The sequence below is a fragment of the Spirosoma horti genome, assembly GCF_054776595.1.
This window is the reverse complement of the sequence record NZ_BAAHBQ010000004.1, coordinates 372,724-393,642: the sequence shown is the minus strand read 5'-3', so window position 1 is coordinate 393,642 and position 20,919 is coordinate 372,724. Positions and strand designations below refer to the sequence as shown.

Genomic DNA, 20,919 nt, shown 5'->3' with positions numbered 1-20,919 from the left:
GGCGGTGTTATTAGGCTGATTGTTGTGGATCGATACAGGCTAAAGGCCGGTTAAATTAGGTATTTGGTTTGGATATACGCCAACCTTACGGCTAAATTACAGCGAAAGAAGCCTTTATACTATGTTTGTTTTTACACAACAGCCCTCATTGGCCAACCAGTACATTGCTGAACTTCGGGATGTATCGATACAACAGGACCGGATGCGCTTTCGGCGGAATTTGGAAAGACTTGGTGAATTGATGGCCTATGAAATCTCAAAAACGTTGTCGTATCAAACCATAGCCGTACAAACGCCCCTTGGTGTTTCGCACACGCAAGTTCTTCGTAAACAGCCCGTATTAGCCACAATTATGCGGGCCGGATTGCCCTTCCATCAGGGATTTATTAACTATTTCGATCAGGCTGAGAATGCCTTTGCTGGTGCTTATCGGGGCTATAGCTCCGGGGATAACGACGAATTTGAGATTGCTATGGACTATATCGTGAGCCCAGACTTAAGTGGGAAAACACTTGTCCTTTGCGACCCGATGCTGGCCACGGGCCGTTCGCTCGAAAAAGTTTATCATGCCTTGTTGCGCTACGGAATTCCTGCCCAAACACATATTGCAGCGGTCATTGCCAGCCCCGAGGGCGTTCGTCATGTGCAGCAACAACTGCCCCAGTGCCATTTGTGGCTCGGTGCGATAGACGACCACTTGAACGAACATTCGTATATAATACCCGGTCTAGGCGATTCGGGCGATCTGTCATACGGCGGAAAAGTATAGGCTATATCTAAGATTAAATAAAATAAAATTACGTATACAAGGTCTATCAGTTAGGTTCATATAATAAGAATTTTATAAATAACCGTCTAATTGCCATACTGTTAGCCTCTCATTTCTCCCATATTTGATATACCCGGCGTGCGTAACGCATTGGGCCGAAGCTTTACGTCCTGGCTGAAGATATAGGTCGTATCACCAGCTTGACGGCTGTCGCTTCGGATTCACTTGTGTATACCTCTTTATATCTTAAACCAAACTGGATCATGACTGAATTTCTACCGAAACGCAGTGCATCGGCTGTAGCCGTGCTGGCAATGCTGTGGCTACCAATGAGTGGTTGGGCACAAACGACAACTAAAGAAGATGCGAAGAACGCTAAAGTCACAACGGATCTACTCCCCCTCACGACCAATCCGACCAGCACGCAGACGCAAGTAGATGCGCTGCAAAAAACGAATTTGTTTCAGCAGCTTGGCAACACAATTGCTATTGAAGCGCTCCCGGTTGCTGGTCAGGACGCCCAGACTTTGTTACAGGCCTTACAGGCGTTGGGCCTTCAATACGGAAAAATTTACCAACAGGTTGTATTTGGTTTTCTGCCGGTTGATAAGTTGGGCCAGTTAAAGAATATTCCCAACCTTAAACTTGCGCGTCCGTCCTATAAACCCACGAAGAATACAGGGTCCGTCACGTCGCAGGGCGATGTGGCCTTACGGGCCAACACAGCGCGCTCGACCTACAACGTGAGTGGGGCGGGTATAAAAGTGGGTATACTTTCCGACTCCTATAACGCCCTGAATGGTGCAGCTGCCGGGGTTGCTTCCGGCGATTTGCCGGCGGGTGTACAGGTACTCACGGACTATCTAGCTTCCGATGCTACCGACGAGGGACGGGCTATGGCCGAAATTGTCCATGATATTGCCCCTGGCTCACCCATTGCGTTCAGCACGGCTTTTGTCGGGGGCGAAGCGGGGTTTGCCCAGAACATCAGGGGATTGGCTGCGGCTGGCTGTAAAATCATTACCGACGATGTCGGCTACTTTGCCGAACCATTTTTTCAGGATGGTCTGATTGCTCAGGCCGTCGATGCGGTAGTCGCTAACAATAATGTAGCCTACTTTACCGCAGCAGGAAACTCCGGCCGGTCTTCCTATCAGAGCCCGTACAATAGCACGTCGTTTAGTGACCCGGCTTATGCTCCCGGTACGTTTACGGCGCATAATTTCAGCGGTGGCGATACACGTCAGACCGTTACCATTCCAGCAGGAGGACAGATCATCATAAGCTTTCAGTGGGATGATCCGTTTTTCTCGGTTAGCGGAGCTCCAGGTGCCCGGACGGATATGGATTTGCTGGTTTATGTTAACAACATTTATCGGCCCACGCTTTCATCCGTCAACAATAATATAGGAGGGGACCCCGTCGAAATTATCGGCCTAAGTAATTCGGGAGGTTCACCGGTCAGTGTAGAATTAGTGCTGGTTAAACATGCCGGTCCTGATCCGACTCTGGTGAAGTGGGTTAATTTTGGCAGCACGGCCGCTACCGAATATGATACGCGAAGTTCAACAGCCATTGGTCACGAAAACACACGACTGGGGGTTAGTGTGGGCGCTGCTCCCTGGTATAATACGCCCGCTTTTAACTCAGCCCTGACCACGGCGATCATCGAGCCGTTTTCATCGGCTGGTGGTACACCGATCCTTTTTGATACCAATGGACAGCGTATTGGAACCGTTGTTCGGCAGAAACCCGACATCACATCCGTAGATGGTGGTAATACCACCTTCTTCTATGCTGACTCGCCTTCGGATTCTGATGCATTCCCCAACTTTTTCGGGACATCAGCGGCTGCTCCTCATGCTGCGGGCGTAGCCGCTTTGATGCAGGAAAAGTCGGGGAATACGTTATCGCCCGCTAACATCACCTCGATACTGAAGCAGACCGCTCTGGACATGGACGATCCGCTGACGCCTAACTTCGATACTGGTTTCGACTTTCGAACGGGTTCTGGCTTCATTCAGGCCGATGCCGCCCTACAGGCGACACCTGGCGGTAATACACCACCAACGGTTGCCAACGTCATTGGGCCTCAAAGCGCAACTGTAGGGCAGGCGTTTACGCTGGCCATCGCATCCAACACCTTTACCGATGCCGAAACACCTGGCAGTCTGACGATAACGGTAAGTGGCTTGCCAGCGGGCCTAACGTTTTCGGGAAATACCATTAGTGGAACGCCTACTGCACCCGGAGTGAGTACGGTTACGGTTACGGCGACAGATCCGGGAGGTTTGTCTGTAAGCACCACCTTTGTGCTGACGGTAAGCCCAGCAACGGTTGTTAACACGCCCCCAACCGTCGCCAATGTGATTAGCGACCGGACGGCTACGGTAGGGCAGCCCTTTACTTTCGTGATTCCGTCCGGCACCTTTACAGATACGGAGACGCCAGGCAGCCTGACGCTAACCGTGAGCGGCCTACCGGCTGGCTTAACCTTTTCCGGAAATACGATTAGTGGAACGCCTACCGCGCCGGGCGTTAGTACCGTTACAGTAACGGCGACAGATCCGGGTGGACTGTCGGCTAGTACAACCTTCAGGCTGATCGTAAATCCGGGCGGCAAAGGCATCAATACGCCACCAACGGTTGTCAGTACGATCGGGTCTGTGAGTACACTGGCAGGCCAACCGTTTAGTTTTACCATTCCAGCAAACACCTTCGCCGATGCCGAATCGCCGGCTAATCTGGTTCTATCGGTGAGTGGCTTGCCAGCGGGCTTAACGTTCTCCGGAAACGCCATTAGTGGAACGCCTACCGAGTCGGGCATGTATACTATCACGGTGACAGCGACGGATATAGGGGGGGTATCCGTGAGTACAACGTTTACGTTAACAGTCAGTCCATCGTCAACCATAACAACGCCTTTTGCCATCACAGGGGTGACAACGGTGAGTTGTACGTCTGTTGCAGCGGGCCAATGGACAGTAACATTTACGCCCCTGTATACGGGCCTCAATGGGCAGCCGGTGAGTTTTTCGGTGGTCGGTCTGCTGCCGCCTACAACGGCTCCGGGACCTTACACGCTTAACTTAGTCAGTAAACTGCCTAGTATCATATTACAGGCCAGGCAGAATGGTACTGCTGATGAAGCCAGCTTTACCTACGACTGGCTAGCAGCCTGCACAGCGGCCTCTGCAAGGCTAACGGCTTTCCAGGGCAACGAACCAGCGGCCAACCTGAACGTTCTAGTGTACCCAAATCCAGTTGGCGATGAGTTTGCCATTCGTATTCAGGGAGCTAAAGGCCAAACGGTCCAAATTGCCTTAACCGATGTTAACGGCCATTCGATCACCAGCACTTCCGTTGATGTGCTGGCGTCAGAGCATCGGGAACAACTACGGTTCAACCGTCAGGGCGCTGGTTTATATCTACTGCGGGTCAGCACTGATCAGCAGGCGGTTGTTCTTAAGGTCATTAAGCATTAAAAATTACTCTTACTACGACAAAAAGGGCTCCTTTGTCAGCAAAGGAGCCCTTTTTGTCGTATTGATAAGCAAATCAACGAAGATCAACTACTTCGACACCTGGATATTTTGCCTTGTCGAAGGCAAAGAAGGTGTCCGGCACATTTACATTGGGCGTAAACTTAGTAATAGTATACGACGTCTGTTTGCCGTCTTTGTTAATGATCAGCCAGTTACGAACCGATTTGTCGGCTTTGTCGACCGAAATCTGCACAGTTTTAATAGCACTTTTGGGCCGGTTGGAGGTCAGCTCGATGACTTCGAGCGTGCGTCCCGCCTGCTTCTGTTCTTTCAAAAAGCGGTAATCGAAGCCGCGCTTGTAGATGGTATAAATCTGGGTCGGATTCAGTTCACTATTGCCGTTAGCATCATAATCCTGTACGTTTACTTCATTCGACTCTTTGATGTAGGTAGACATCGTTTTGCCATCCGTAAATACTTCCTGCCCGCCCAGTAACAGCCGGAATTTCTCGTTTTTTACCGTCAGATCGCCCTTGTAAGATTCTTTAGCCGCACCACCCACGCTGGCAAACGTGAAATTTGCCTGATATGATTTCAGCGACTTATATTTTTTACTCATTGCATCTAAAATGCCCTGCGCTCGTTTATCTTTCTGAGCAAAAGCAGGCAGCGTCATCACAAACGCCAAACTTAGCATCCAAGCTATCTTCTTCATTTTCATTGATATTACCGTCGTATGTGGTTCTTTTGCTCGATTTAATCTGAAAACCGAGTGTATTGTTCTTAGACGGGAAAATAAGGGGAAAAGTTTAATTCTTTTAATTACTGCCGACTACCTGCCGGTGCTGTCCGGTAGTCTACTCACCTTTCAGACGCTTCAATATTTCTTCCAGTGTTTGTAAGTCCTGAACCAGCACATCGCGGGCTTTGCTTCCCTCAAAGGCACCCACGATTCGGGCGGCTTCCAACTGATCGACCAGGCGCCCAGCGCGGTTGTAGCCTAACTTAAGCTTACGCTGAATCAATGAAGTACTGCCCTGCTGATGAATAACAATGAGTCGGGCCGCTTCGTCGAACATCGGGTCACGATTGGCCATGTCCACATCCTTATCGTCACCCTGCCCACCGTCGTCACCCACAAATTCGGGTAAGGCATAAGCATCATCATAGCCGCGCTGATTCCCGACAAATTCGCAGATGTCCTCAATTTCGTTGGTATCCACAAAAGGGCACTGCAAGCGGACAATATCGGAATTAGATGAAAGCAGCATATCGCCCATGCCGACCAGTTGCTCGGCACCACCCGTATCCAGAATGGTTCGAGAGTCAATTTTAGACGTTACCTTAAAGGACAAACGGGCCGGGAAGTTGGCTTTGATCAGACCCGTAATGACGTTCACCGATGGGCGCTGGGTGGCCACAACCAGGTGAATGCCAATGGCGCGGGCCAACTGAGCCAGTCGGGCAATGGGTTGTTCAACTTCTTTGCCGGCCGTCATCATCAAGTCAGCCAGCTCATCAATGATCAGGACAATGTAGGGCAGAAAGCGATGACCTTTTTCGGGGTTGAGCCGCCGTTTCACAAACTTTGCGTTGTATTCTTTCAGGTTCCGGCAACCCGCGTCTTTGAGCAGGTTATACCGATTATCCATCTCAATACAAAGCGAATTGAGCGTATTAACAACCTTCTTGGTATCGGTAATGATGGGCTCTTCAGAGTCGGGCAGCTTAGCCAGAAAATGCCTTTCCAGCTTATTGAACAGGGTAAGTTCAACTTTTTTAGGGTCAACCAGTACCAGTTTGAGCTGCGACGGGTGCTTTTTGTAAATGAGCGAGGTCAGCAGTACGTTCAACCCAACGGATTTACCCTGCCCGGTAGCCCCGGCCATGAGCAAGTGAGGCATTTTGGCTAAATCAGCCACATATATCTCGTTCGAGATCGTCTTGCCCAGAACAATGGGCAGGTCAAACTTACTGTTGTTGAATACATCACTCGTAATGACCGACCGCATGGAGACCATCTCGCGGTTTTTGTTCGGCACCTCAATGCCAATCGTTCCCATACCGGGCATTGGTGCAATAATCCGGATACCGAGGGCGGATAAACTCAGGGCAATGTCATCTTCGAGGCTCTTGATTTTAGAAATTCTGACGCCCTTGGCCGGAATGATTTCATACAGTGTAACCGTTGGCCCGATAGATGCCTGTATGGAGTCAATTTCAATCCCGAAGTTACGCAGCGTATTTTCGATTTTCTCTTTGTTGGCCGTCAGTTCATCATCCGAAACTTGCGCCTTACGGCTGTTCGGATAGTCGGTCAGAAGATCAGAAAGGGGATACTGGTATTGTGGCAAATCGAGTGTTGAGTCATACAAACCATGCGTTGCCACCAGGTCATCTTCCTCAAACGGATCGGGTTCGAACGTAGGGGCCGGCACGGCACTAAGCTCTTCAGTTTCACCGCCGTTGTTGATTGTCGTGTCGCGGTTTTTGATAGTGAGCGTAACGCCCGTAGTTTGGGCGATGACTTCGGGTAACGAAGTAGCGGCCACTGTCTGTTCGGTAGGCGCTACGGTATTCGGAACAAACGAGTTAACGGGCTGGCTCTGCGGAGAGAAGGGCTCGGGTTCCGGTTCGTCGTCTGGCTCCATCGGTTCCTCTTCTTCGGGCTCCAGTTCACTTTCGGCGTACGTTTGCAATGGATCATCCGAACGCTTTTTGGCTCGCGGCTGTGCAGAACGTGAAAAGTCTGGTAGCTTGATATTTCGGACGTCGAAAAAATAAACGACGAAAAAGAACAGCATGAAGCCAATAAAGGCCAGATTTCCCCACCCGAACAAACTATACAGGACCACGTTGACCTCGTAGCCGATACCACCACACCAAACACTGGCAGTCTGGGCAGAATCGGTAACGAGTACAATATAGCCTAGCATCAGGCTGCACCAAACGGCGGCAAACAGCAATGCCTTGGTTGCTCGGCTCAACGGAACCAGCTCACTGCCAAAGGTGAGCTTATAGCCTGACAAAAAGACGATAACGGGTATGGCCAGCGCACCTACGCCGAACCAACGAAATACAAAGACCTGAGCAATATAGGCGCCAACCAGCCCGACCCAGTTACGGGTTTCGGTGCCGGTTTCGGCGAGCGGTTCCGTGAAAGCTGCGCCTACCACGCTCTGATCGGCTGGCCCATTGATGAGGTACGAGATAAACGCGACCATCAATCCCAGCGCCAGTCCCATTAGCAGCATGCCCAGGGTCAGGGCTGAGCGTTGGTCGGTGAGCCAGCGATCAAGGGCGGCTCCCCAGTTGAAAGACGGAGTTTTGAACCGACTGGATGATCCCCCATCCCGGTTGACTCGCGGACGGGGTTCATTGCGTTCGGCCGGGCGTCGGATTGTATTCTGACGGGGTGATGTAGTTGGTTGTGCCATACGTTGGGTTAGGGCGGTCGCTGCAGGTAAATTTCCCACTTTTTAACGAGAAACCACGATAAGAAGAGGTGCTGAGTGACAAAAAAAAGGCCGTACGGTAGGTAATCAAACGGAAGGAGTCCTATTTAACGAAAGTTCGCTTAGTAATGCCTTATTGATGCGTTTGGCGAGCGCTGGTCCTTCATAAATAAAGCTCGTGTACACCTGGACTAAACTGGCACCGGCGGCTAGTTTTTCTTTGGCGTCTTCAGGGGTTGCAATACCGCCAACGCCAATGATCGGAAAGGAGCCACCCGATTGCTGATGTAAATACCGAATCACTTCGGTAGCCCGCTCACGCAGCGGTTGGCCACTAACCCCGCCAGCGCCCATCTGAGCAACGGTAGCCGCATCGGTAGCCAGCCCCTCTCGGCTAATGGTCGTGTTGGTGGCAATAACGCCCGCAATCCCGGTTTCGGTGACGATGGCAATAATGTCGTCCAATTGGCCATTGGTCAGATCAGGGGCAATTTTCAGCAGAATCGGTTTGGGAGCTGGTTTCTGCCCATTTTCATGTTGCAGGGCGGCCAGCAGGCGCGTGAGGGGTTCACGCTCCTGTAAATCACGCAGGCCGGGCGTATTAGGCGAGCTGACATTGACAACAAAATAATCAACCGCGTCGAATAACTCACGGAAACTGATGAGGTAGTCCGTCAGCGCCTGTTCATTCGGGGTATCTTTATTTTTACCAATATTTCCGCCAATAATTACCTGTCGACTGCCCCTATTTTTGGCGAAATGCCGAAGCCGTTCGGCGGCCGGACCAGCCCCTTTGTTGTTGAAACCCATCCGGTTGATCAACCCACCATCGGCTTTCAATCGAAACAAGCGTGGACGCGGATTGCCTGGCTGGGGGCGGGGTGTTACCGTCCCGATTTCAACAAAACCAAATCCTAAATCACTTAGCTCACTGATCAACTCGGCATTTTTGTCGAACCCAGCGGCCATTCCTATTGGGTTTGGGAACGTTAACCCAAATACAGTGCGTGCCAAACGCTTGTCCTCGACAACATACAACGTTCGGCAAAGACTGGACATACCTGGAATAGATAAGACTATCTGCAACAGGCGCGTAACGGTATGGTGAATGGTTTCGGCATCGAAGCGGAACAGTATGGGCAGAATGATGTGCTTGTACATACAGGCAAAGATACTATAGGGCTGCCCGTCTACGGTTGGTTTCGTCTACAGAATCTTTGAATGGTTGAGTACCCAGATCAGGAGGGACTACTTTTTATCACCCAAATAGGTCGGATGAGAGATAGCGGTCGCCCCGGTCGCAAATGATGCAGACGATGACGCCGGATTCAAGCTCCTGGGCCAGTTGAAGGGCCGCATGAACCGATCCACCGCTGCTCATACCCGCAAAAACACCCTCCACATTGGCCAGCTTACGAGTCATGAGGGTCGCTTCTTCGGCCGACACCTCCATGACGCGGTCGACGCGCTGGGGTTCGAAAATTTTAGGTAGGTATTCAATCGGCCATTTCCGAATGCCGGGTATCGACGAGCCATCGGTGGGCTGACATCCAACGATCTGTACGTCCGGGTTTTGCTCTTTCAGGTAGCGCGACGTGCCCATAATGGTGCCCGTGGTGCCCATGGATGAAACGAAATGGGTGATCTTTCCGTCCGTATCACGCCATATCTCGGGACCGGTGGTTCGGTAATGAGCGAGGTAATTATCGGGGTTGGCAAACTGATTGAGCATCAGGTAGCCGCCCTTCTGCACCTGCGCGTCGGCATAATCGCGGGCACTTTCAATGGTTTCCGTCAGGGTAACTTTCGCACCGAATGCTTCCATGGTTAGCACTCGCTCGCGGGTGGAGTTTTCGGGCATGACCAACTCAATGGGAATATCATAGAGCCGTGCAATCATGGCCAGGGCGATGCCCGTATTACCACTTGTGGCTTCGACCAGGGTCATGCCCGGCTTAAATTCACCGCGAGACAGGGCACCCTGAATCATGCTGACGGCGGCTCTGTCTTTTACGCTGCCACCAGGATTATTGCCTTCAAGTTTGCCGTATACGGTAACGTTAGGATTTGGATTCAGGCGGTTTAACTCAACCAAAGGGGTATTACCGACTAAATCGAGCAGGGTTGCCATGCTGATTTGTAAGAGAATTGTTGTTTAGCTGTCAAGGCGAAAGCCACTCAATAAGTTCGTAAGTCAGGTATTTTCGAATAAAACAGGCAGCTTAGGGCAGGCGATTCACCGCGTTGACGCTCGGTTTAAGTAAGTATATTTACTACATTAAATAAATTTATTTCCTAACTAATTGCTTGAAAATGAAATTTCTGTAATTTGGTCTTACTACTAGGTAAGTGCTGGTTACTTCTTGAGTAGTTATATTTTTTCCAACTATTCACACGTTTAACAACTCGAGTATATGAGAGCAACAGTCGTTACTCATCCGCTTTCGAAGGGCCATGTCGAAAAGCTCGCAGGCCAGTTTTCTATGTCAGATCTTACGCTTCCATTCTGGGGATGCCGCAAAAAAATGCCTATGCACCGGATCGTGCGTTTGGAAGGCGAAGGGAATTACACCTTATTTCATTTTTCAGATGGTAGTCAGTTGATTGTGTCACTGACATTAAAAAAGATGGAGAGCCGTTTGTCTCCCAAGGTTTTTGCCCGTCTGCATAAAAAGAACATTATCAACTTATTGTACCTTGACAGCGTCTACCCCAGTCAGCAACAGTTGAGCGTGAGCCTGATCAATGGTGATCGGGTAGAGGTATCTCGCCGAAAAGCCAGCCGGTTCATCAAGCACCTGAAAGGATTTCAGCAGGAGCTGTCGATGCTGAACGATTTGGAAGTGGTATCGTAAGCCCAATCTGATCTAAAAGAGGCGTCCCGCCGTATGGCGGGACGCCTCTTTTAGTGTATGGATCAAGCCTATTTTTTTAGCTTTGTCAACTCTTCATCCCGCAGAGGCCGGCGAAGAATTTTACCGACGTTAGACTTGGGTAACTCGGTCCGGAACTCAATGAGCCGGGGTACTTTGTAGGGTGTCAGGTTCTCGCGGCAGTAGGCTTTGATGGTTTCAACGTCCAGGTTCGGGTCTTTTTTGACGACGAATATCTTGACAACTTCTGTCGATTTTTCGTCGGGTACGCCAATACAAGCCACTTCGAGAACGCCCGGGCACTGCGCCACAACATCCTCAATCTCATTCGGATACACGTTGAAGCCCGACACCAGGATCATGTCTTTCTTACGGTCAACGATCTTGAAGAAGCCGTCTTCGTTCATAACGCCAATATCGCCTGTTTTGAACCAATCGCCCAGCATAGATTGGGCCGTTTCTTCGGGCCGTTTGTAGTAACCCAGAAATACCTGCGGGCCACGAGCGACAATTTCCCCTGCTTCGCCAATGCTGGCATCCGTGCCATCTTCACGAATGATTTTTATATCGGTGCTGGGCCAGGGAATGCCAATCGTACCTACCCGTACGCTGCCGTCAACGGGGTTTGAGGAAAGTACGGGCGAGGTTTCGGTGAGTCCATAGCCTTCGCAGGGGGTGTTGCCGGTTAATTTGGCCCAGCGTTCGGCTACGGCCGTTTGCAGCGCCATACCTCCCGCTGAAGTAACTTTAAGGGTGCTAAAATCAACTTCGCCGATGCGTGGATGATTCAACAGGCCATTATAGAGCGTATTGACGCCCGTAAAGGCCGTGATCTTATACTTTTTCAGATCGTTAATAAAGGCGTTTAAATCACGTGGGTTGGTAATCAGCAAGTTCATAGAACCGCTTTTCAACGCAGCCAGCGCATTCGTTGTAAGAGCATACACGTGATAGAGGGGAAGGGCGGCTACAATAATGCCTTCGCCATCGGGAATGCCTCCTGGCTTCATCCAGAAATGCTGTCCTTCCACATTGGCGATAATGTTTCGGTGGGTCAGCATAGCCCCTTTCGAAACGCCCGTTGTTCCACCCGTATACTGGACAAAAGCCAGGTCTGTGTTCTGGATCGGTACGGGCTTAAATGGCTGGCTGCTGCCCCGGCTCAACGCATCGTTGAACGAAATAGCATCGGGCAGGTTATAAGCAGGAACTAGTTTCTTTACATATTTTACAACGGCGTTGACGATCTGCTTTTTGGGGAAACCCAGTAAATCACCAAGCTGCGTAATCACAACGTGCTGAATATCCGTTCGGTCGAGGATCTTCTCCAGGTTGCTGGCAAAGTTGCTGAGAATAACGATCGCCTTTGTTCCAGAATCTTTGAACTGGTGCTGCATTTCGCGGGGCGTGTACAGCGGGTTCGTGTTGACTACCGCCAGCCCCGCTCTGAGTGCCCCAAACATAGCGATGGGATACTGGAGCGTATTGGGCATTTGAATGGCAATACGATCTCCTTTCTGAAGCTTCAGATCATTCTGTAAAAAAGAGGCAAACTGGGCCGATAAATGATCCAGTTCACCAAACGTAATTTGCTTGTCCATGCAGGCATAGGCAGGCCGATCTGTGAATCGTCGGCATCCTTCTTCCAGCAAGGCGCCCAGTGACGTATAGGCATCAGGGTTAATCTCATCGGGGACGCCTTTTGGGTAAAAACGGCGCCATGGATATGGAGTTATTGTCGATTGCGTGTTCATGTAGTGTGCAGGTTTAGCGCCTAAATGATGTCTGGTTCCAAATCAGGACGTTTACCGACAAACAGCCAGGCGACGTTTGATAAGTCTCCCATCATCGATGCGTACAACAAAACTAAGTAAATTGTTCAATTCTCTAGGCCTCGGCGAAAAACCTTTCCGGGACTTGAAAAAGCAAACGCCGGGGCTTTTTCAAGTCCCGGCGTTTGTTGTACCCATTGGTATATGTATTCTGCCGTTTGTAATAAAGTGTACTCTGGCATGCAACATTAGGCCAATGTCTTGCGTCATTTGTCTGACGCTTTAAACAGCGTTTAAGTTAAGAAAAGAGTGCAGAAACGCCGGGCCACGATGTGTTCGGCGTTTTTTGGTTTTATGCACTACTGGCAAGGTAAGTAATATTCTTTTAGCCGCTATAAGTTGACGCATAATTTATGCTATACGGCTCAGAATGAATCGCTTTTGTGCTAACTCCTACAATCGCCTTTTATCTATCTTCGGATAGCTCCTCCTAACGTCATCGCTTCCGTCCATTGGCTTTCATCATAAGAACAGAGTCGGCAGGCTCCGCTTATCAACGAAGTACGTTTACCTATATAAAATTTTACCAATAAACATTAGGATAAAAATTATCGTTTATGGATAATCTTTTATGTATATATTTTACTTTATACCAGCGTTTTATGACAACTTTATACAAATTTATTGGGCGTATAGTAAAGCTGTATAGCCCAAAATTGGGAAGTGGTAAAATTAATCAATTGGTTGTTGCCCTGACTTTAGGGCTATCTGCTGTTGGACAGGGGTATGGTCAAACCTATCCGGCCAACTTTAGCCAGGTGCAGGTAGTCAGCGGACTGAGTGGACCTACGGCCATGGTATTTGCTCCCGACGGACGCATATTTGTGACCCAGCAGGGGGGGGCCTTGCGAGTCATTAAAAACGGAGCGCTGCTGACGACTCCGTTCATCCAACTGACAGTTGATGCAAATGGTGAGCGTGGCTTGATTGGTGTCGTTCTGGACCCGGCCTTTGCAACAAATCACTATATATACCTCTATCATACTGTTCCAGGCTCTCCGGCGCACAACCGAATTAGCCGCTATACAGCCAATGGCGATGTCGTTCTGGCCAATAGCGAGGTGGTTATTCTGAATCTGGACCCGCTGAGTGGCGCAACCAATCACAATGGCGGAGCCATGAATTTTGGGAAAGATGGTAAACTATATGTGGGCGTTGGCGAAAACGCAGCTCCGCAAAACGCACAAGACCTGAATACGTATCTGGGTAAGATTCTTCGAATTAACGCCGACGGAACCGCTCCAGCCGATAATCCGTTTCCAACTGGATCCGAGCAGCGCAAACGGGTTTGGGCTTATGGCGTACGAAATCCATATACTATTGCCGTTCAACCCGGAACGGGGCGAATTTTCATTAATGATGTTGGCCAGGATACCTGGGAAGAAGTGAACGACGCCACAACGGGCGGGCTTAATTTTGGCTGGCCAAACGCCGAGGGAACGAGTACTAATCCAGCTTATACGAACCCGGTTTTTAGTTATGCGCACGGTACGGGCGATGGCAAAGGATGTGCTATTACGGGTGGAACATTTTTCAATCCCACGATAACAACATATCCCGCCAGCTTCATAGGCAAATATCTGTATCAGGATTTCTGTAATAACTGGATCAATGCCATTGACATACCGGGAAGTCAGGCCACCCGATCGGCCTTCGCCACCGGTTTGCCAGGGCAATCCCTTAACATGTTGACTGGCCCCGATGGTAATCTTTATTATCTGAGCAGAAGTGCCGGTTCGCTTTATAAAATCGTATACACACCCACCATTTCTGATCTGACTCCGTCCATCATACTTCCTCAGGCTAATTTTCCTGCATCAGGGGGTGTGGCGAACTTCGTGGTTAGTGTAGCGGAAACCAATGGGTTACCCACGCCAATGGGCAACGTGTCTATTACTGTGACGGCTCCATTGGGCTATACGCTCGCGTTTGCACCGTCTATAACGACGATCAACGTATCGGGTGGCACAACTAACCCTGTGGCGGTGAGCAATGCGAACTGGACGGTGACAAATACGGTAGCGGGTCAACAAATCTCATTAGTGATGAAGGCGAATCAGCTTATCGGAGCGAACAGTAATGTGAACCTGGGTTTCACGATAACGCGCACCAATGTCAATTCAGGGAGCACATCAAATATCAACGTGAATGTAACGGATGATACGGCTGGTGTATACGACAGCAATAGCACAAATAACATTTACGTCCGCATTATCTCGGCGCTCTAACGAGCGGAAAAATAAATAATACCCACTTGAGAATAGTTCGGTTGTCCAATCGGGACACTGCAACAGGAGATTCCTCAGGTGGGTATCTGTGTTTAAGTCCGGGTTATGTCTTATAGAATGTTAAATAATTGTAAATCAGCGGCTTGTTAACACTTATTAACAGCTGAGTTGCTCTGTGCGAGCAGCTTCCGGGTGTAGTTTTGGCGACTCCTTACACAAACTCATGTCGCTAACGCTATACATTTATGGTAACTTTTAACCGGCTGAATACCGTCATCGGATGGCTCGTTTTCGCTACGGCGCTCCTTACGTACGTCCTGACCGTCGAACGAACGGCCAGCTTCTGGGACTGTGGCGAGTTCATCGCTGCTTCGTTCAAACTTCAGGTGCCTCATCCACCGGGAGCCCCCTTCTTCCTGTTACTGGGTCGCATCTTTTCCATGCTCTCGCTGGGCGATCTGACCAGAGTAGCCTACTGGGTTAATATGGCCTCGGTACTGGCCAGCGCCTTTACCATTTTGTTCCTGTTTTGGACCATTACCCTGCTGGCTCAGAAACTAGTTGGCAAATCAACGAGTGCGTACACTATGGCCGATTCGATGCTGGTTATTGGTACGGGCGCCGTTGGGGCATTGGTATACACCTACTCGGATACTTTCTGGTTTTCGGCCGTTGAGGCCGAAGTGTATGGAATGTCATCCTTTTTTACGGCTATTGTCGTATGGGCCGCTTTTAGGTGGGAGCGCATTGAGGATGAAGCGGCTGCTAACCGCTGGCTCATTTTTATGGCTTACCTAACCGGTTTGTCTATCGGGGTTCATTTGCTGAATCTGGTTGTTATCCCGGTTCTGGCGCTCATATATTACTATAAAAAATATCCTGTGCCTACCGTCCGGGGTGGCGTACTGGCGCTGGCTATCGGCCTGGTCGTGCTGGGCTGTATCAATGCGTCAATTCCAGGCTTACCCGCGCTGGCTTTTGCTGTGGAGCGGCTGTTTGTCAACGTATTTGGCTTGCCGTTCAACTCCGGAGTGGTTTTCTTTATTCTGGCTTTGGTGGTAGCCATCGGATATGGGATTGTCTGGTCGATTCGACGGCAGCGGGTTATCTGGAACACGGTTTTGCTTGCTCTGGCATTTCTGCTAATTGGCTATACGTCTTATCTACAGGTATTGGTACGGGCTAATTTTAATCCACCGCTCAACGAAAATGACCCCGCCGATGTGTTAAGCTTTCGGGCTTACCAGAGTCGGGAGCAGTATGGGAGCCGCTCCTTGCTGTATGGACCCATTTTCACCGCCCGCCCAATCGATCAGAAACGGGGTGCGCCTATGTGGAAAAAAGAAAAAGATAAATACGTCATCTACGATTACCAGCCGGAATACATTTATGCACCTGGCGATGAGATGCTGTTTCCCCGCCTATACAGCAGCCAGCTAAATCACCCTCAGCTATACCGCCAGATGCTTGGGCTGGCCGAGGGACAGAAGCCAACCATGGGCGATAATCTCCGTTTTCTGTTTACTTACCAGTTGAACCATATGTGGTGGCGGTACCTGATGTGGAACTTTGCCGGTCGGGAGAGCGATGAAGATGACGCGGGTTATTTGCTGCCCTGGTCATCCGACCAGCTCGCGCCCGACCTGCTGAAAGCCAACAAAGCGCATGATAACTTCTATATGCTGCCTTTGCTGCTGGGCTTGTTAGGCAGTATTTACCAGTATAAACGTCGGCGTCAGGATTGGCTCATTGTAAGCTTATTGTTTCTGATCACGGGTATTGGTCTCCAGGTCTTTCTGAACTCGCCCCCATCCGAACCACGGGAACGCGATTACATCTATGTCGGCTCATTTTACTTCTTTGCCATTTGGCTTGGCCTGGGTGTGGCGGCTTTGGCCGAAGGACTGCGCACGGTCCTGAAATCGGCCAGGCTACGTAACGAACTGGTGCTCGGCGTGTGCCTGCTGGTGCCTATGATGATGTGCGTAAAAAGCTGGGATAATCATAACCGCGACCACCGTTTTCATTCGGTCGATTTCGCTAAAAACATGCTGAACTCGTGCGCACCCAACGCAATTTTATTTACCGAAGGCGACAATGATACCTTCCCCCTTTGGTACGTGCAGGAAGTAGAAAGTTTCCGGCGCGATGTGCGTGTTTGCAACCTAAGTCTGCTGGGTACAGAATGGTATATTCAGCAAATGAAACGGAAGACCTACGAATCCGATGCCGTGCCTATGTCGCTGGAGTTCGATCAGTTTAACAAAGGGAAAAACGATATTATTCCCTTCTACGAGATTCCCGGCGTGAAAAGCGGTATTGATCTGAAACAGTACATCAACCTGGTGAAAGACAATAATCCGGCCATTCAACTGCCGCTCACCAGTGGCGAGATGACCAATGTACTGCCCTCATCCATTCTGTATCTGCCCATCGATAAGAAAGCCGTTGACCGGGCCCGGTTTGTATCGGCCGAGCTTCGGCCGTTGCTCAAGGACACGGTGCAATGGACGCTGGGCAAAAAAGACCTCTACAAACCCGATCTGATCATGCTGGACGTGATTGCGACCAACAATTGGCAGCGACCTATTTACTTTTCGAGCACCTTGACAACGGATCATTATCAGGGCTTAAAGAATTACATGCAGCTGGAAGGCTACACGTACCGCCTGATGCCGGTGGCTGTGCCGGGAGCAACGGATGGCTATGTTAACGCTACCATTATGTATACCAATATGATGCACAAGACCGTCTGGCGGGAGCTCGATAATCCTACTGTGTATTATGACCAGACGTACAAAGGGCCGCCCGTGGTCTCGGCCCGTATGGCGTTTTTCCGGCTGACGGACCAGCTTCTGCGCGAAGGTCAGATTGATAAAGCGCGTGAAGTACTGGAATTCTCCCTGAAAGTGATGCCGGATAAGAGCCTTCCCTATGACCAGATTTCGTCTAACTACGTCCGGTTCCTGTTTGCCCTCGACGAACCCCGTAAAGCCCTGGCCATCGCCGATACAATGGCTACCCGTGCTGACCAGAATTTAACCTACACCAAAAGCGGACAGGGACGATTTAGTAGCCCCAATGCTGATTTGTATATTCTGCAAATGATCGTCGAAGCTTGCAAAGATGCAGGCCAACCCACGGCTGCCGCCAGGTATGAAACTATTTTTCAAAAGCACCTGGCTGCCTTCGGCTGATACGTACTGGCCATAATCGTTATTGTTCTAAAGTGGACGTTAGCTGTCCATAATCGTACACATTTAGCGTAGCATGCTGAAGCATATGGCTGATAATCAGATTGCTGGTAGTCTGGTATGGTAGTTGATTCCTAAACAGCTATGGGGCTATCATCCCCACACTGGAGGGCGATATCTTTGTTTAGTTTAGGTTAAGAAAAATGAAAAAGCCATTCCCGCCTTTGAGGAATGGCTTTTTGTCTGACTTATCGTCAAACGGCAAGATACCGGAGCGGCTAATGCCAATTTGGCAATAAAGTGAAAAGTCGTTGTAATGTTTTCCCACCTGAATCGTCTAGGATATGCAGCCTGAAAAATATTTTTAATCCAGGATGCAACCTGTAGACCAAGAGTCCTATCCTTACTCCAACGAACGAATAAGACAGGAAACCGGATCCGTCTTACTCATTCATAAATCTTAATTATTCCCCGCCTACCGACTTAACCGCAATAGGTTCAATCGCTCCAAAATTCTGATGAAACATCTTTTCACGCTGCTTCTGCTTGGCGTATGGGTGACTAGTGCCCAGGCTCAAGCTATTCATTCCGGTAAATTAACAGGCTCGCTGACCGACTCAACGACTGCTAAGCCCGTTCCATTTGCTACAGCTGCCCTTATGGACGGTACTAAGCTAATTACGGGAACCACAACAGATGGCGCTGGCGCATTTGTATTACCCAACATACCGGTGGGTTCCTATACGCTCGCTCTGTCGTTTGTCGGCTACCGAACCAAACGAATACCCGTCACCCTCACCGCTGATCAGCCAGTGCGTCAGCTTGGTTCCATTTTACTGATGACCGAAGGGAAAACGCTTGGCGAGGTGACTGTGGCTGGCCAAAAAGCGCTGGTCGAGGATAAAGGCGACCGGTTGGTTTATAATGCCGAAAAAGACATTTCGAACGCGGGGGGCACGGCCGCCGATGTACTGAGAAAAGTACCCACCTTAAGCGTTGACCTGGATGGGAATGTGCAGATGCGGGGGAATGGCAACATTAAAGTCCTCATTAATGGGAAACCCTCGGCCATGATGGCCCGCAACCTGGCAGATGCCCTGCGTCAAATGCCCGCCAATGTCATTAAATCCATTGAAGTAATTACGAGCCCAGGTGCCAAATACGATGCCGAGGGATCAGCTGGGGTCATTAACATCATTACCAAAAAAGCGCTTGAAGGCTTTAATGGATCGGTGAATGTGACGGCGGGAAACTTGAATCGGGGCGTGGGGACCAACCTAAATTTGAAACGAAAGAAATTCGGTTTTTCTCTGTCAGCCAATGGCTACCAGTTTCGCAATATTCGGGAAAGCCAATCGACTCGTACAACGCTGATGCCCGTAAGTGATGGAACCAGCCAGCCATTGAATATACTAACCCAGAGCAGTCAGGCCGATAATACAGGTACGGGTGGGTATGGCGAGATGAGCGCCGACTACGATCCGGATTCGACCAGTCATTTCAATTTTGCCGCCAACGTCTGGGGAGGTTATTACCCCAACAACAATTCGGTGATTAATCGACTAACTAGCCCTACGGGCGATGTGCTGCAAGCCTTTCGAAATGATATCCGATTCAGTAATCCGTATGGCAATGGACAGCTTGACCTGGGCTATACGAAAACGTTTAAAAAGCCCGGACAGGAACTGTCCATACTGACGCAGTTCAGTCGAATGCCCGACAATTATTTTTATGATACCGATCGGTATAGCCTCTCCGACCTATTGACCTACCGCCAGCACAGTACCAATTACAGCAGCAACAAGGAATATACCGCTCAGGCGGATTACACGCATCCGTTTACTATTAACGGTGCTCACGACACGACCAATATCAAACTTGAAGTCGGACTAAAGGCCATTTTACGTGACATTGGCAGCGAATACCGCGTCACGCAGTCGCTGGATGGACGAGGTGATCTGCTCCCCGATTCGAGCCAATCGAATGACTTCAATTACACGCAACGGGTCTATTCGAGCTATACGTCCCTGCGGGTAGACAACAAACGACAATGGAGCCTGAATGCCGGGGCTCGCTACGAACATACTGCCATTCAGAGTGACTTTGTTACGAGCCAGACAAAACTATTCAGCCAGTATAACAACCTGATTCCGAGCGTAACGCTGTCGAAAAAAATCAAGACAAACACGTTTAAGATTAGTTATACGCAGCGAATTCAGCGCCCACTGGTATGGTATCTGAACCCGTGGCTCAACCAGAGTGATCCGAAAAATATTCAAACGGGCAACCCCTTGCTCAATCCAGAGCTAAGCCACGCTACTGAACTAGCGTATAGCCTGAGCGCTAAGAGCGGATTATCACTTAATACGGCCTTATACTGGCGGTTGACCAACAATGCTATCGAATACCTGGCGACTGTAGATGCTGCCGGCATATCCACCACGAAGCCCCAGAATATAGGCCAGCGGAAAGCGTACGGGCTGAACGTTAATATCAGTAGTCAGCCTACCAAAGACTGGTCACTCAATGGTGGTGGTGATTTGCGGTACGTTGATCTGAGCAGTCCCGCCCTCAAGCAGGGGAATAGTGGATTGGTATGGAACCTGAACCTGAACACCAGCTATAAACTGCCTAAAAACTATACCTTACAGGCAAATGGTAATTATAACTCTGGCTGGATTAGCTTACAGGGCACCAACACAGGTTTCTACTGGCACAGCCTTTCGGCCAAACATGATATCCTGAACAAGCAGGCCAGCCTCACGCTGGGTTTGAACAATCCATTTTATCGGGGTATTGCGCAAACGAGCCGCCAGTCTGCGCCCACGTTTGAGTCGGAGTCTCGTTTCTACATGATTCGTCGTTCCGTGCGGCTCACCTTCGAATGGCGATTCGGCCAGATGAGTGCCGGTGGCAGTAAGAAAGGCAAGAAGATCAGCAACGACGATAAAGATAGATAGCCGATACACAAACTTCCCTGTGTCCATAACCGAATAGCCGAAATAGAGAATTTACGGGCAGGCAAGTCACAAAACCAGTTGGCTTTCTGGAAACTACCCCCGCGCGTTTTACGTTGTTGTTTA

Annotated in this window: 11 protein-coding genes; 6 read left to right on the top strand and 5 right to left on the bottom strand. The window is 49.9% G+C overall.

Annotation, left to right across the window (positions count from 1 at the left end; all coding sequences use genetic code 11):
• Nucleotides 1–121: 121 nt before the first annotated feature.
• Together upp and ACYVAM_RS13160 are read left to right on the top strand one after the other, a co-directional pair.
• A complete protein-coding gene (gene upp, locus ACYVAM_RS13165) occupies nucleotides 122–769 on the top strand; it encodes a uracil phosphoribosyltransferase (RefSeq protein ID WP_461067664.1) in 648 nt (215 codons plus the stop codon).
• Nucleotides 770–1,032: 263 nt separating this feature from the next.
• Nucleotides 1,033–4,254, top strand: a complete 3,222-nt coding sequence (locus tag ACYVAM_RS13160) for a putative Ig domain-containing protein (RefSeq protein ID WP_461067662.1) — start codon at nucleotides 1,033–1,035, stop codon at nucleotides 4,252–4,254.
• Between the two features lie 73 nt (nucleotides 4,255–4,327).
• On the opposite strand, the gene ACYVAM_RS13155 is transcribed toward ACYVAM_RS13160, so the two are convergent.
• From ACYVAM_RS13155 to cysM, 4 genes are all read right to left on the bottom strand, one after another.
• Nucleotides 4,328–4,969 (bottom strand): LolA family protein, encoded by a 642-nt coding sequence (locus ACYVAM_RS13155; protein WP_461067660.1) that lies wholly within the window; start codon nucleotides 4,967–4,969, stop codon nucleotides 4,328–4,330.
• Between the two features lie 142 nt (nucleotides 4,970–5,111).
• Nucleotides 5,112–7,691 (bottom strand): FtsK/SpoIIIE family DNA translocase, encoded by a 2,580-nt coding sequence (locus tag ACYVAM_RS13150; protein WP_461067658.1) that lies wholly within the window; start codon nucleotides 7,689–7,691, stop codon nucleotides 5,112–5,114.
• A 105-nt stretch (nucleotides 7,692–7,796) separates the two neighbouring features.
• Entirely contained in the window at nucleotides 7,797–8,870 is a 1,074-nt protein-coding gene (locus ACYVAM_RS13145) for a quinone-dependent dihydroorotate dehydrogenase (RefSeq protein ID WP_461067656.1), read from the bottom strand.
• Between the two features lie 97 nt (nucleotides 8,871–8,967).
• A complete protein-coding gene (gene cysM, locus ACYVAM_RS13140) occupies nucleotides 8,968–9,840 on the bottom strand; it encodes a cysteine synthase CysM (protein WP_461067654.1) in 873 nt (290 codons plus the stop codon).
• A gap of 283 nt (nucleotides 9,841–10,123) precedes the next feature.
• Here cysM and ACYVAM_RS13135 point away from each other — a divergent pair, with 283 nt between their 5' ends.
• Nucleotides 10,124–10,564, top strand: coding sequence for a LytR/AlgR family response regulator transcription factor (locus ACYVAM_RS13135; RefSeq protein ID WP_461067652.1), 441 nt, complete (start codon nucleotides 10,124–10,126; stop codon nucleotides 10,562–10,564).
• Between the two features lie 68 nt (nucleotides 10,565–10,632).
• On the opposite strand, the gene ACYVAM_RS13130 is transcribed toward ACYVAM_RS13135, so the two are convergent.
• Complete coding sequence (locus tag ACYVAM_RS13130) at nucleotides 10,633–12,336, bottom strand: AMP-binding protein (protein WP_461067650.1); 1,704 nt, start codon at nucleotides 12,334–12,336, stop codon at nucleotides 10,633–10,635.
• A 680-nt stretch (nucleotides 12,337–13,016) separates the two neighbouring features.
• Between ACYVAM_RS13130 and ACYVAM_RS13125 the strand changes: the two genes are divergently transcribed.
• The 3 genes from ACYVAM_RS13125 (at nucleotide 13,017) to ACYVAM_RS13115 (ending at nucleotide 20,796) form a co-directional block, all read left to right on the top strand.
• Entirely contained in the window at nucleotides 13,017–14,642 is a 1,626-nt protein-coding gene (locus tag ACYVAM_RS13125; RefSeq protein WP_461067648.1) for a PQQ-dependent sugar dehydrogenase, read from the top strand.
• 245 nt (nucleotides 14,643–14,887) lie between these two features.
• Nucleotides 14,888–17,839 (top strand): protein O-mannosyl-transferase family, encoded by a 2,952-nt coding sequence (locus tag ACYVAM_RS13120; RefSeq protein ID WP_461067646.1) that lies wholly within the window; start codon nucleotides 14,888–14,890, stop codon nucleotides 17,837–17,839.
• A 515-nt stretch (nucleotides 17,840–18,354) separates the two neighbouring features.
• Nucleotides 18,355–20,796, top strand: coding sequence for a TonB-dependent receptor (locus ACYVAM_RS13115; protein ID WP_461067644.1), 2,442 nt, complete (start codon nucleotides 18,355–18,357; stop codon nucleotides 20,794–20,796).
• Nucleotides 20,797–20,919 lie beyond the last annotated feature (123 nt).

Excerpts from the sequence above, each read along its gene's own strand:
- ACYVAM_RS13135 (WP_461067652.1), top strand. The coding sequence starts at position 10,124 with ATGAGAGCAACAGTCGTTACTCATCCGCTTTCGAAGGGCCATGTCGAA.
- ACYVAM_RS13115 (WP_461067644.1), top strand. The coding sequence starts at position 18,355 with ATGAAACATCTTTTCACGCTGCTTCTGCTTGGCGTATGGGTGACTAGT.
- ACYVAM_RS13150 (WP_461067658.1), bottom strand. The coding sequence starts at position 7,691 with ATGGCACAACCAACTACATCACCCCGTCAGAATACAATCCGACGCCCG.
- ACYVAM_RS13160 (WP_461067662.1), top strand. The coding sequence starts at position 1,033 with ATGACTGAATTTCTACCGAAACGCAGTGCATCGGCTGTAGCCGTGCTG.
- ACYVAM_RS13125 (WP_461067648.1), top strand. The coding sequence starts at position 13,017 with ATGACAACTTTATACAAATTTATTGGGCGTATAGTAAAGCTGTATAGC.
- ACYVAM_RS13155 (WP_461067660.1), bottom strand. The coding sequence starts at position 4,969 with ATGAAGAAGATAGCTTGGATGCTAAGTTTGGCGTTTGTGATGACGCTG.
- ACYVAM_RS13120 (WP_461067646.1), top strand. The coding sequence starts at position 14,888 with ATGGTAACTTTTAACCGGCTGAATACCGTCATCGGATGGCTCGTTTTC.
- cysM (WP_461067654.1), bottom strand. The coding sequence starts at position 9,840 with ATGGCAACCCTGCTCGATTTAGTCGGTAATACCCCTTTGGTTGAGTTA.
- ACYVAM_RS13145 (WP_461067656.1), bottom strand. The coding sequence starts at position 8,870 with ATGTACAAGCACATCATTCTGCCCATACTGTTCCGCTTCGATGCCGAA.
- ACYVAM_RS13130 (WP_461067650.1), bottom strand. The coding sequence starts at position 12,336 with ATGAACACGCAATCGACAATAACTCCATATCCATGGCGCCGTTTTTAC.
- upp (WP_461067664.1), top strand. The coding sequence starts at position 122 with ATGTTTGTTTTTACACAACAGCCCTCATTGGCCAACCAGTACATTGCT.